A 13836-nucleotide genomic window follows, 5' to 3' on the forward strand; every position below is an offset into this window, starting at 1 on the left:
TTAGTTTTTAAAGATTGATCCAAATTAAAATTGCCAAAACAGTCATTCTGAAAGTCATCCATGAAATTGTCGGAAGAAGATTTAACTTTAAAATTTTACATCTTCTCAAATGTTCCAAAAACATGATGAAAACTACAATTCCGAAATAAATAATTGATGAGATCGGATTTAGATTTAAAAATAATGCCGGGATTAAAAGCAACGTTCCGATTAAAGAAACGGTCATCATATTTCCTAGATAATCCCAGATTTTATCTTTTAAATATGATTTTAAAAATACAGTCTGCCAAACGATTTGTCCGATACATATTGCAAATTCTCTCCAGAAATTCTGATTTAAACCTAATCCTAGTTTTGTTGAAAATATACTTAAAACAAATCCTGAAAAAATCACAACAAAAGCAATGTAAGCCAATCTATATTTTAAATTAAAATCCGGAACGCAAGCTTCTTCTGTTGAATCTTTTTTTGAAGGAATAATCTGTTTTCTGTTGTAAGAAACGAATGAATATAACTTTTTGAAAAACCAATACAAAGGTTGAATTCTGGCTATTTTTTCTAACGTTGGAAATGAATTTCCTATAATTAATAACAAACTATCCAGACCGTAAATCACTTCATTTTTTTCGTGGTCAACTAGAGCAATTTCGTTTTTTGCACGGTTGAAATCAATCAAATTTTTATTTTTAAAACTCAATTCTGTAAAGGCTTCTCTTCCACTTTCATCAAGCATTCCCGTTTTGATGAAGCCTTTTGAATAAATGTTACACATTGGACATTCATTGTCGTAGATAAGCGTGTGATTGTTGAGGGTTTTCATTGTATTTGTTTTTGAGATTCGTAGGTTATGTACGTATAAATGATGTAAGCAATCGCCAGAAACGGACTGTAAATAAAACCATAGAAAAGTATATAGAAAAATACTTCGCCAACTATTTCAATTTGAGAGTTATAGAAATAAATTAGCCAAACCGGAATAATGAAAATTCCATATAAAATATACATCCAATTTTTAGTATATTTTATTCCTAATCGAATTAAATAACTTAATAACTGAGCTCCTCCGATAGCGTGATAAAATAACAGAAAGTAATTTTCAAAAATTAAGTCATAATGTTTAATGATAAGCCATCCAATGATATATGCAATGAAAATTGTGGACTGAAAATAGAAATCATATTTAAAGAATGTTTTCATGAGATTAATTGTTAGTTTGAAATTTAAGCATCGTCTGATAACAATCTACGAGATAAAGAACCGCCAATACAGGACTGTAAAAAAGAGAAAGCATAGGAATTATCATGAAAATTCCGGCAATATCATCAAAACTGGCACTAATAACCAGCAAAATAAGTGATAGAAAAACAGGAAAGATCAGACAACCATATATTTTAAAAATCAATGATTTTTTATAATTGTAAGAACATCTTATCAAATAGCTTACTAACTGTGAAATTCCTACACCGAAATAAAAAAGATAGATTAATTTTTCATTTCTTAACAAAAAGCTAATCAATACAATTACTGAAATAATAACAAAAATTGTTAACTGAAAGTAAAAGTCATTTTTGGCAAAAGTTTTCATGGCTATGAATTTTAAAGGTTTAAAAAATCGCCTCGTGTTCGTTTATTCTGAAATTTGAAAGTGAAATACATCCAAATTTTAAAGATCAATGTTTTCATTTTGAATTTGTTTTTCTTTGTTCATTGCGTGTTTACGGCCTTTCAAGAAAAGTAACAGGTTTAAAAGCATCATTATTCCTAAGTAAATTGAAAAACCACCGATCTTTTTGCTTAAAGCAACTACAAGTCTTTCAACAGTTTCGATTTGAAAAAACTCGATGATACATAAGGCAAATCCAATATTTAAAAGGTAAAAACCAATTTTAAAGAGTGAGTTTGTTGCCATTGCGATGTCTTCTTTCTGGTGAAAAATATCAATCATAAAAGTTTTTGAATTTTTAAACAGAAATTGAGAAACCAAAACCGTAAGTGCGATTACAATTGGTAAGTAGATCATGTACGCTGAAAAGTTGTACGTTTGGGTAAGGATAGTTGCAGTCATGATAATTTTATTTTATTGTTAATTTTTTTCTTAAAATGTAAAGCATGAAAATATTTGTAAAATGTAAAAAGCAAAGAATCAAAATAATGTATCCGATACGGCTAAAAACAGTTGCCAAAACTTCTTCCATACTTGTTATTTTCCCCCAAGAACTCAAGCTGATAGCGATATAGCCGAGGTTGACCAAATAATAACTCCCTAAAAGTATTCTGTTGACCGTTAAGCAAAAATGTTTGTCTTTGATCAGATATTCCAAATACACTTTTCCGGAATTAAAGCATCTTCTGCCCACATCGATCGTGATATACGAACTGATGGAAAGAAAAAGCAAGTATGAAATAATATTGAACATTTTATAAATATTATAGTTTCAATAATTTTTGAAAGTTTATTTGAAATAAAAAAGGATTTTGAAGTCCTTCCTATTTTAATAAATTGGTGATCTTTCCGACCAGCCAATGATCATCACTTTTTATCGCGAGATCCATAATATTGTTGATTTTTCCTGTTACAGAGCTGAAATCATCCATCAATTTGATAAATTCTTTGGCTCCTTCAGAATCTTTGTCTTCAATATTTTTAAGTTCTTCCAAGAATGAAATTACAGGTTCGATTTCTCTTTTTCTGCGCTCTTTCGTAATTTGTTTAAATAAAAACCAAACATCTTTTTCAGCTAAGAAATATTCTTTTCGGTCTCCTTTTACAAATTCTTTTTTTACTATTCCCCAATCTATCAATGCTCTCAAATTCATGTTTGCATTTCCTCTTGAAATTTCAAGCTGTTCCATCACCTCATCGGTAGAAAGCGCTTTACCACTCGCTAAAAGCAAAGCATGTACCTGCGCCATCGTACGGTTGATTCCCCAATTGGTAGCAAACGTTCCCCATGTCTGAATGTATTTTTCTTTAGCTTCTGAAAGTTGCATTTTGTTTTACTTTTAATTTCTGATACAAATGTAATCATAATTTTTGAACTTTCAATAATTATTGAAAATTAAATTTTAAAATAAAACAGACACCCTTTCGAATGTCTGTCTTAAAGTTACTTTTTAATTGCTTTATAACTTTGAACTAATCTTATAAATTCAGATCTGTAACCTTCTTCATCTTTGTTTTTACCTTCTTTTGCCAACTCTTCAATTGTATTAAGATCTTTTTCTTTAATTAATTTTGATTCTCTTAAAACCAAGCCAAACCAAGCCACAGAAGAAACAAATTTATAATCCGGACTTGCATCAGCTAAAGATTCTTCAGAATTTTTCACTACTTTCGTGATTTCCGTACTTTTATCTCCATCAGGTTTTTTGTACCGGAATTTTATCGTTGCTAATTCATCACCGAAGTTTTGATTATTTGTTGTTGAAGAATATTTCAACTTACTTTCCTTTGGCGCAAATGCAGAACTTGTACCTACAGGAATTACTTCATACAAAGCCGTTACCGTATGTCCGCTTCCCAATTCTCCTGCATCGATTTTATCATCCGTGAAATCTTCATTTCTCAATTTTCTGTTTTCATAACCAATTAATCTGTATGATTTTACAAACTTCGGATTAAACTCAATCTGAATTTTCACATCTTTAGCAATTGCATACATGCTTCCTGCAAATTCTTTTCCTAAAAATTTATTGGCTTCCTGTAAATTATCAATATAAGCATAGTTTCCATTTCCTTTATCTGCTAAAGTTTCCAGTCTGTTGTCTTTATAATTGCCCATTCCAAAGCCAAGACATGTAAGGAAAATTCCGGTTTTTCTTTTTTGTTCAATTAAAGTTTCCAGATCTGTAGTTGATGACGCTCCTACATTGAAATCTCCGTCTGTCGCCAAAACAACACGATTATTTCCACCTTTGATAAAATTTTCCTGCGCCAATTTATAAGCCAGTTCGATTCCCGCTCCTCCTGCTGTACTTCCGCCTGCCTGAAGATTATCCAAAGATTTTATAATAGTTTCTTTTTCAGCCGCCGAAGTTGGAGCTAGAACCATTCCTGCATTTCCTGCATATACCACAATTCCAACTTTATCCTGTGGTCTTAATTGGTCTAATAAAACTTTAAACGAAGATTTCAGCAACGGAAGTTTATTACTTTCATCCATAGAACCGGAAACATCGATCAGGAAAATAATATTTGAATTCGGAAGATTTTCCATTGTTACATTTTTTCCCTGAAGTCCGATTTTCAACAGTTTATGATTAGGATTCCAAGGTGAATCACTGTATTCTGTATTGATAGAAAAAGGATCTTTATTTTCCGGTTGAGGATAATCATATTTAAAATAATTCATCATTTCCTCCACTCTTACAGCATCTTTATCCACTACATTTCCGTAATTGATCATTCTTCTGATATTCGAATAAGAAGCATTATCTACATCAATTGAGAATGTTGACAACGGCTGATTTTTAGTTAATTCAAAAGGATTCTCAACCAAAGAATTATATTCTTCATCGGTATTAGTAATTTGTTTTGTTCCTTTTTTCCCCGCTGTTGTTGTAATCTTTTTATTGTAAGATTTTGTATCCGTTGCAGATTTAATTGGTTTTACAGGTTTTGACGGAACATTTCTTGCCTTCTTCGTCTTTGAGTTCCCAACCACAGCAACACTTTCCAATGAATATTCAACTTCCATTGCTGTTTGTTTTTTTGGTTTCGGGCAACCACTATATTCTGGCATTCCCGGAACTGTAGGACATGCATCGTCTTTATCCAAAATCCCGTCGCCATCAGTATCCGGCCAAGGACAGCCATTATTTTCCGCAGGTCCTGCAACTGTAGGACACGCATCATCTTTATCTATAACTCCGTCTCCGTCTGTATCGGGAAAAGGACATCCGTTATTTTCTATTGGTCCTGCAACATCTTTACATTGATCATCTTTATCCGGAGTTCCATCACCATCAAAATCCGGCCATGGACAGCCTTTGTTTTCGATAGGTCCTGCAACTTCCGGGCATTTGTCGCGACTGTTTTTTATTCCGTCCTGATCTTTATCTTTTTCAATGCTTAATTTTTTTGTTTCTTTCGATGAATCTGAAACGTTTTTGGTTTTACAGCTTCCTAATAAAGCTAAAGCCAAAATGGTGATGCTTATTTTTTTCATAATTTATTTTTATGTAAAACTGAAATCAATTTTATAGTTACTATTTAATAGATGCAAAAATTAAAAAAGGTTGCATTTTTATTAAAGTTATGGTTCAACAGCTGCTTTTATTCCTTCATTCCAATACTTTGCTTCCGGCATGTAGTACAGGTAAACGTTGCTTGCTTTTCCGGTATATTCTCCTGCAAATTCTACTTTCAGATCTAGATTAATTGTTTTTGTTTCGTTGGCAGCAAAATGTTCCCAGTACAACACAAGATAATTATCAAAAATTTCATAATAAGAAACCTGTTTTTTGTCCAGCATATCTTTCAGCAGGGCATTTTGTAAAGTCAATCCGGCAGGAATTCCGATTTTGGCGGTTGTCATTGGTAACTGACCGTTAATTTTATTTTTAATTGTCACTGTCATTCTGTTAGTCTCTCCTACTTTTGAAGTTTGAGATTTTAATTTTGTCTCCATAATTAAAGGAATTTCCGCATTTTTTGGAGCCTGTAAAGTATAATATCCGTAATCCAGTTTAAAAGGAAGACCTTTTTGGGTCGGATAATTTATACTGACAGCATTTTCTCCTGTTTTAAAGGCAGAATTAACCAAATTATTTGATGTAATTTCGGCTCCGTTTACTTTTATTAATGGTTTTCCGTTTCCGTAGATTTTTTCATTTTTAGCAAAGAATTCAGATAATGCTTCCAAAGCCAATGTTGTTGCCTGAGTTGATCCGAAACCGTAATATCCGTTAAAATTGATCAGTTCATCGGCAACTTCTGCTATTTTTAACTGACTTAGTTTTTCATCTTTTTGCAAAGCCATCACATATAAAGACAATGTTTCCGAATTAGCCGAAATTCCTCCTGAACCTGTAAAAGTGGTTTTTATTTTCAGATCCTTGGTGTTGTATTGTTCATTTAAAATTTCAATCACATCATTATATTCCTGCATTTTATTAAGTTTCAAAGAAATATTTGCCATTAAAGCCAATTGATAAGAATCTTTTGTAGATAATGCTCGATTTAAGCTGATTTTATAAGCATCATCAAGATTATCTTTAATTCCGATTTTCGACAAAGCATACAAAACATACATATTTCTCGACCATGAATATTCTGAATAAGGATTATTCATTTCATAATTTCTTCTCACTTCAAAAATCCCGTTTTGGTTTTTCTTTGAAAGTATGAATGAGGTAAGGTTCTGGATAATCTTCGGATCAACGTTCACATATTTTTTTAAATCCCTGAACTCCAGTAAAGCAAATGCAGAAAGCGCAACATCCGATTCTGACGAACCGAAATAAGAAAATCCTCCATCCCGGTTTTTATAGCTTATCATTTTCTGATAGCCTTTTTTCATATTTCTTACAACTAGACTTTCTGTTTCAGGAGTAATTTTTTTGGTCGATTTTAAATAATCCAAAATAAAAATATTAGGATAAACCGTAGAAGAAAGCTGTTCAAAACATCCGTGAGGTTCTCTTTTGAGTCTTTCTACATTTTCAAACATCTGCAATGCATTGTTTTCGTAAACATAATAAGATGAAAAGAAACTATTATTAATGTAATCCGGAATATTGATTTTTATATCTTCTGTTTTATTATTAATGATCGAATAATGATGCGGAAATCCCTTTTCTTCAACTTTAAATGGCAAAATCATAGTTTCTCTGAAGTCACCTGATCTAATCGTAAACTGAATATTCGATTCAATCACTTCATCCGTCTGAATTTTCACAAATAACTTTCCTGATTCTAGCGGTTTCAAAGTAATAATACTGTCAGATTGTATTAAATTAACACGATTCGGAACCATTATATCCATGACCATTTTTCTGGTTTCCGGAGAATTATTTTTAACCACAACCGGAATTGTCATCTGATCTGTTCTTGTCACATATTGCGGAATTTTAGCATCGATTGAAATCAGGCTTTGGGCAGAATATGTCGTTTCATCTCGACCGATCAATCCGGAAGATGAGATACCTTCTGTCATAATTCTGAAAGCAGAATTAGCATCGGAATTATAAAATTCTACCTGAGCTTTTCCGCTTTTATCTGTTTCTACGATTGGGTTCCAGTAAAGCGCTTCTCTGTAATCATGTCTGTATGCAGTATTGGTTGTTTTATAAACAGGATACATAAAATCTCTGCTGTAGGCATACGAAATCAGACTGTCATTTGGAACATTCATTACGCCGTAATATGACTTTGGAGTAACATCAAATTTAATTTCGGATCTGTAGTTTTTAAAAGAATTAATGACAATCACACCATTTGCACCTCTGTTCCCGTAAATAGAAGTTGCGGCGGCATCTTTCAGAACGGTAATGCTATTGATGTCATTTGGATTAATCATGGTTTTAAAATTTTCTACAGGCACTCCATCAACAATAAACAAAGGTGTCTTATTAGAAACAGAAGCATTTCCCCTTATCTGCACATTCTGATAACCACCCTGATTATTTGTAGGAGTAATCGCAAGTCCGGCTACTTTTGCGCTCAAAGTAGAAGCAACATTAGGATTTTGAAACTCTTCCGTCTTAGAAATCACTTTAGATGACAACGTTTCTTTTCTTCCGACATTGTTAAATCCAAATCCGGTTACAACCACCTCTTCAATTCTCTGAGATTTTACAGAATCACTTCCTATTCTTTCTCTTGAACTAGATCTGTAGCGTCGGTTTTCAGAAGATATTTTAGCTTTTTCTACCGCAATTGATTTTTCAATATTTTTTTCCGCATCTTTTCTAAAAGTCATTTTTCCTTCTTCTTTTACCGTTTCTTTTACAATTTCTTCAACATTTACATTATTCAGAGACGCTTTTGCAAGAGGATTTAACGGTAATTTGTAAGATAAGATCCTGATTTTAACTTGTTGTTTAGGCTGAAAAGATTTCGCTATCAATGTATTTGAATATTGCCTGTTCAGATCTGAAAAATAAAACAATCCGTTTTCCGAAGTCGTCTGTTTTAGAATTGTACCATCCTGAACCAAATAAATTTCAGCTTTTACAGGGTTTTTGTTTTCGTCTTCTACAATTCCGTAAATTGGATTTCTTTTTTCGGGAAGGTATTTATATTTTTTATTATTGATAACTTCAGGAATCATTTCAAAATATCTGTAACCGTTTGTGAGCATCACAAGATCAAGACTTTTTATTCTTTTTTCTTCTTTTTTGTCGAAATAAAACTGAGGTTTTTCAATTTTTCCTCTCAATTCAGAATCCATCAACAACCATGAAATGATATGATTTTGCTTGTCATCTGCATACGTCCAGAGTTTATCATCAATAACGCTTATTGCCAAATTTCCCGGAATCGGTTTATTATTTTCATCCGTAGTTTCGATATTCAGAACCAATTTTTCCCTTGGAAGATAGTTTTGCTTTACAGGTTTTACTTTCACATTCATTTGCTTGTTTTCATTTGTAAAAACGATGCGTTCTGCAAGAGGAATATTTCCTTCAAAGACAGTAAATCTGCAAATCCCGATTGGAAGTTCATTTTCTGAAATTTCAAATCGATTTAAGCCTTTTTTCAAAGAAATTGTTTTACTGTAAATTTCTTTTTCACGAAAGCTTCCTTTAACACTAATCTCTTTTTCGTCAGTTGAAATCAATTTAAAATTAATCTTCTGATTTTCTTTATTAATATTCAAAACAACTCCTTCATCTTTTGCATTCGGAAGCGGATAAACTGTTGAAATATTTTCAGGTTTTAAAACTTTAGCATAATATTTTTCTCCATTTTTAGGCGTAAAAAGAAAACTTCCCATTCCAAAATTATAAGCTGAAGTTTCTGCGATTTTCTGATGATTCTGATTAAAAACCTGTAAAACCGCATCCACAGGTTTTTCAAATTCATCCAAAATTTTATAGGCAATATTCTGCTCAATTCCATTGATGAACGTTCCACCTTCCGGCATGAATTTTATATCTAAAAAATTCAGAACAATCGGAATATTTCTGGAAATAGACTCTGTAAAACCATCAAAATTGATCTTAATATTCAGTAAAGCATCAGAAGATTTTAAAACTGCTGGAAGCTTAAATTTTAATTGATTTTTCCCGTCTTTATCTGTAATCAATTTACCATCGGAAATTGTTTGTCCGTTGCACATCACCGTATAATCACCTTCATAGAAAGGAATTGGCAAATTACTCAGACTTCTCATCGAAAAATCTGCCACCACTTCGTCTCCTGCACCGTATCCTTTTTTAGGAAAATTCAGTTTCATCAAAATTCTCGGAGAAACGATTTTTTGCAATGTAATTTCCTTTTCAAAAGCATTTTTTCCATCTTCATTCTGCATCCAGTTGGTAAAAGCACGGATCTTATAAATTCCGCCCTTCATTTCGTCACCGAAATAAAAATATCCTTCGGAATAGCCGTTTGTAATTTCGTATTTTGCTTTTTTAACAACTGTTCCGCTTGGATCAACTAACTCAAAATTTACGGCTTTACTTTGCTCGGCAGGAAAATTATTCTCTGCTTTTACAGTGTAAATTTTAAAGTACATTTCTTCACCCGGTTTATAAAAAACATGGTTGGTCTGGATATACGTTTTTTCTTTTTCAAAATTCTTAAACTGATCCTGGGCTTTTAGATTACAATTAAAAACCAGAAAAAATAATCCTAAAATATATGATGTAAATCTGAAATTCATACGCTAAAATTGAAATGAAACCATACAACCGAAAGTCTTATAAGAAGGAAGATTAAAAAAATCGAGCCCTCTTCCGTTATCAAAATCATAGAAATTCTGATTGGGATCTGCTCCCTGATTTGCCTGCCACAGCAAAATATTATTTACATATAAGGTGATTCCTAAACCTCTTTTAAATCTTCCTACATCGAATTTTGCCGTTAATGAAATATTATTAATTCTCACATAATCAGCTTTTTGAATGTAATCTTCTGCAACACCCAAATATCCGTATCTCGACCATCTGTTTTGTGAAATATCTTTGCCAGGATCGTAGAAATCAACCGGAATCTGATTGGAATTTCCAGTGGAATTAACTCCCTGAAAAATATAATTTTTAATATTCCTTTCGTCTCCTGAAACTTGAGAACGTCCGTAATAATCGAGAACCGCCTGAGTTCCGTTCCACAATTGTCCGCCTTTTTTCCATTCCCAATTGATGTCTAAGGAAAACATTTTGTAAGTAAAATTGTGATTGAATTTCACAACAAAATCAGGAGTCGGATCTGCTATAATTTTTAATCCGTCTGCTTTTTTAGGATATCCGAATTCATCAATAATCAAATCCCCATTTGCATTTCTTTCAAAATAATTTCCCATCACCGCACCCAAAACCTGTCCTTCCGACAATGTTTTATAAATATCTTTGAAACCTGCAAGCGGAAGATTATTATAGCCCAAATTCACTCTGTCAACAATATCTTTATACTTGAAAAACGAAGCTTTCTGACTCATCCTGAAATCCTGTCCCAAATACACATTATCATAAGAAAAATTAACTTCAAAACCTTTATAAGTATGATCTGCAAGATTTTTTAACCTTAACTGATCATTTTCAAAAACAGGAAAAACATCATTGCCAATTTTTCTGCTAAAGTATTCTGCATCAACACTTAATTTGTAGCCCAGAATAAGCCTGAAACCTGTTTTCCATTCCTTAGAATCAATAGTTGAAAGATTTTTAAAAGTATCAACTTCATAAATTGGGAAATATTGGCTGTTATTTTGAGCATTCAGTAAAGTGGTTCCGTAGGAAGCGTAAGATTTTGTAATTTCCGGTTCAGAACTCAAATGTGTGTAAGTTCCCAACAGTTTTAAGTTTACATTATTCCAGTTAAATACATCTTTAAAAGTAAAATATGCCCCTACTTTTGGAAGCCAATAATTATTTTTGTTGGAAGTATTTGATATATAAAACGAGTTTCCAAGGTTTGCGCCAAATTCAAAATCACGATAACTGTTATAATTTAATTTGTACTCAAAAATATAATCCTGGGAAGTTCTCTGATAGAAATATGATTTATTATTTAAGGTATTATTAATATCAGATTCGCTGTTATTCAAAATATGATTAAAATTAAGTGCGTGTTGCCAATAATTTCTTCCAAAAGAATAAGAACCTGAAATAGTAGAGCTATACAATTTATTGTTCTGCGTTCTTTCATTAGATAAACCGTTTGGAAAACCAACTGTTGAAGGTTTGTATCGATCTAAATTCCAGAAAAAATCGTTTTCGTAAGACTGATTTATATTTAATTTAAAACGTCCCCAATTTCTGGAAAGATCAAAGCTAAACTGTCTTCTTCTGTCATGGTAATTGTATTTCTCATTTTGGTCAAACAAAAATTCAGGATTATCTGCAAACTGACTGTAACTTCTCTGTAAACCATTTGACAAAAACAAATTTTGAGCATTTGAAAAAGAAACCGGTGTTAACAAAGAATTTTGATATGCTCTATTGAAAAGTCCTGTTCTGTTGGAATTAGTCGCTTTATTTTCATCATAATTAAGCCCGAAATTGAATGCAAAATTGAAAATTTTTGAACTCAGTTTTGTTTTAAATGAATTAATAATATTATACTGATCAATAAAATACATCTGATCTTTCTGCTGACCAAGATCTAATGAAATTCTTATTTTTTCATCATAATTATCTGAATCTTTAATAAACGCATTCAGTCTTAATTGATTATTGTAGCCAAAAGTTGTCTGAAAAAGCTCATTATTATAAACTTTTGCTGGAGAATTCCCGTTAGTAAAAGGAATCAATCTTCCATTCTGATCATATTCATAAGGCTGATTATCAAATTGTAATGTTGAAATATCGGGTCCAAAACTGAACATTTCATTAGTTTCGGGACTTTTCCATATTAATTGTCCGTTTTCTGATCTTCCCTGAACATATTGATTTTGAGTTTGCGGAACAGAATTTCTGCTTTTCACATCCAATGAAGTTGTAAAGCCTCCGTTTAAAAATAAAAATTTCTGAGACTGTCTTTTTAATGAAAAATAATCTTTGCTGATTTCTTTTAATTTCCTTACCGAAGAAATCTCATAATACGAATTTTTCGTCACTCTCTGACGAGAATTTTCAATACTGAATTCGTCTTTCAGATCTTTAGAAACCAAACTGTCGTAAGTGCTACTTCGTACATTTTCGACTCTTTTTCTATCAATCTGTGCTTCCAGAATGTCTTTGAGTTCTTTTATTCCGTAAACTACAGCTTTGCTTTTTCCATTATTCCAGACCAAAGTATCATAATTTTTCGCTGCAATTATGGCAAAACCTTTTTCGTCGGTAAGTTCATAAACTCCGCTGTTTTTATTTAAAACTTTTAAAAAATTCTGTGGTTTTTCTTTTTCGTTTAAAAAAGTTCCGGAATAATAAAGCTGTGAATCTTGTGCAAAAAAATAGTTAACCGCAAACAACGGAAGTATAAAGTAAATTTTCTTCATAGTCTTTTGTGATTAAAAAAAGGCGAAAAAAGAAACCTCCGAAGAAATTTCTTTTTTCAGATTTTATATTGAATGAATATTAGTTTTCGGGATTTAAGAATTATTTCTTAGGTAATTCTTCTTTGAGAAGTCTCTTCAATCTTCTCTTTTCTTTTTTGGAAATGTCTTTTGTCTCGATTAAAATCGCTCCGTTTACAGCTTTGTTGCCGAAAAGCAAGATTGCTTTTTCACCTTTAAAAACCCTGATCGACTGGATTTTTTTAGGATCAATTTTTTTGAACGTTTCAGAATCTGTATCTATTCCATCAATAATATATAAAGGATTGTTATCTAATTTCGAGGAACTTTGGCAACTGATCGAAATATCCACTTTTCCTGAACCCGGTGCTCCTGAAATTGAATTGATATTTACTCCAGGAGTATAACCTCTCAAGGAACTAACATCGGGTTTTTCACCAATTCTATTTGACCAACCTGAATTCGCAACAATTGGCTTATTTGCTTTAATATAACCTTTATTATATGCTAAAATTTCCGGCTCCTGTGTTGCCTGTTTTAAATCAAAAGCACTAATTGGATAAGCCGCTTCTGCTGTATCTGCTACCGCATTTAGGTCAGACATTTTCTTTTTTGTTGAAGAAGCTAAAGAATTCACCATCGAAGCTTTTTCTTTTCTGATACCCATTGCAATCACTTCTTCGATATTCTGACTTCTTAAAGTATCTTTAATTTTATCTTCTAATGCAGGAGCAATTACATCTGCCTGAGATGGTGGAGAAACTGCTACATAAGAAGGTGATGTCGTAAACGGAACATCATATATTCTCTGAATTGGAGATTCGTAAGCCATTGTAACAGGAGGTTGAGGCAAAATTTCATTTTGAATATTTGCTTTTACTACACTGTCAATCTTTTGGATATTTTCAGGAACAGCAGCTACAGAATTTTTCTGAAGAATTACCGTATTTTGAGCAACTACAGGTTTTGCAGATTCTAAATTTTCTTTTTTATTATTAAAATAAAAAATTCCTGAACCGATCAATAAACTTGCAGCAATTCCGTAAGGAAGCCACATAGGAATGATTTTTCTTTTTTTCTCTTCTTTTTTGTCTAATCTTTCCTCAACTTTAGCCCAAACTTTATCAAACCCAGGAAAAGTCGCAGGTTCTTCTAAAGTCTTAGAAGCCTCGTTGAAAGTTTTATCTATATTATTATTTTCCATTGTTGTAAA

Annotated in this window: 10 protein-coding genes; all 10 read right to left on the reverse strand. The window is 32.1% G+C overall.

Annotated elements, in window-relative coordinates; translation table 11 throughout:
- Positions 1 to 7: 7 nt before the first annotated feature.
- Positions 8 to 820 carry a DCC1-like thiol-disulfide oxidoreductase family protein gene (locus ABD940_RS01365; protein ID WP_345199827.1) on the reverse strand — a complete coding sequence of 271 codons (813 nt, stop codon included), beginning with the start codon at positions 818 to 820 and terminating at the stop codon, positions 8 to 10.
- Complete coding sequence (locus ABD940_RS01370; RefSeq protein WP_345199828.1) at positions 817 to 1197, reverse strand: hypothetical protein; 381 nt, start codon at positions 1195 to 1197, stop codon at positions 817 to 819. The genes ABD940_RS01365 and ABD940_RS01370 overlap by 4 nt, the downstream gene beginning before the upstream one ends.
- A gap of 4 nt (positions 1198 to 1201) precedes the next feature.
- The gene (locus tag ABD940_RS01375) at positions 1202 to 1585 is read right to left on the reverse strand and encodes a hypothetical protein (protein ID WP_345199829.1); all 384 of its coding nucleotides are present in this window, start codon (positions 1583 to 1585) and stop codon (positions 1202 to 1204) included.
- 78 nt (positions 1586 to 1663) lie between these two features.
- Positions 1664 to 2065, reverse strand: a complete 402-nt coding sequence (locus tag ABD940_RS01380) for a hypothetical protein (protein ID WP_345199830.1) — start codon at positions 2063 to 2065, stop codon at positions 1664 to 1666.
- A 7-nt stretch (positions 2066 to 2072) separates the two neighbouring features.
- Positions 2073 to 2417 carry a hypothetical protein gene (locus tag ABD940_RS01385; protein WP_345199831.1) on the reverse strand — a complete coding sequence of 115 codons (345 nt, stop codon included), beginning with the start codon at positions 2415 to 2417 and terminating at the stop codon, positions 2073 to 2075.
- A gap of 70 nt (positions 2418 to 2487) precedes the next feature.
- Entirely contained in the window at positions 2488 to 2991 is a 504-nt protein-coding gene (locus tag ABD940_RS01390) for a GbsR/MarR family transcriptional regulator (RefSeq protein WP_345199832.1), read from the reverse strand.
- A 116-nt stretch (positions 2992 to 3107) separates the two neighbouring features.
- Positions 3108 to 5168, reverse strand: coding sequence for a YfbK domain-containing protein (locus ABD940_RS01395; RefSeq protein WP_345199833.1), 2061 nt, complete (start codon positions 5166 to 5168; stop codon positions 3108 to 3110).
- Between the two features lie 87 nt (positions 5169 to 5255).
- Positions 5256 to 9830: a TonB-dependent receptor plug domain-containing protein gene (locus ABD940_RS01400; RefSeq protein WP_345199834.1), complete on the reverse strand. Its 4575-nt coding sequence runs from the start codon at positions 9828 to 9830 to the stop codon at positions 5256 to 5258.
- Between the two features lie 3 nt (positions 9831 to 9833).
- Complete coding sequence (locus tag ABD940_RS01405; RefSeq protein ID WP_345199835.1) at positions 9834 to 12605, reverse strand: TonB-dependent receptor; 2772 nt, start codon at positions 12603 to 12605, stop codon at positions 9834 to 9836.
- A gap of 100 nt (positions 12606 to 12705) precedes the next feature.
- Positions 12706 to 13827 carry a TonB-dependent receptor plug domain-containing protein gene (locus ABD940_RS01410; protein ID WP_345199836.1) on the reverse strand — a complete coding sequence of 374 codons (1122 nt, stop codon included), beginning with the start codon at positions 13825 to 13827 and terminating at the stop codon, positions 12706 to 12708.
- Positions 13828 to 13836: the final 9 nt, after the last annotated feature.

Source organism: Chryseobacterium ginsengisoli, from assembly GCF_039542325.1.
Taxonomy (GTDB): domain Bacteria; phylum Bacteroidota; class Bacteroidia; order Flavobacteriales; family Weeksellaceae; genus Chryseobacterium; species Chryseobacterium ginsengisoli.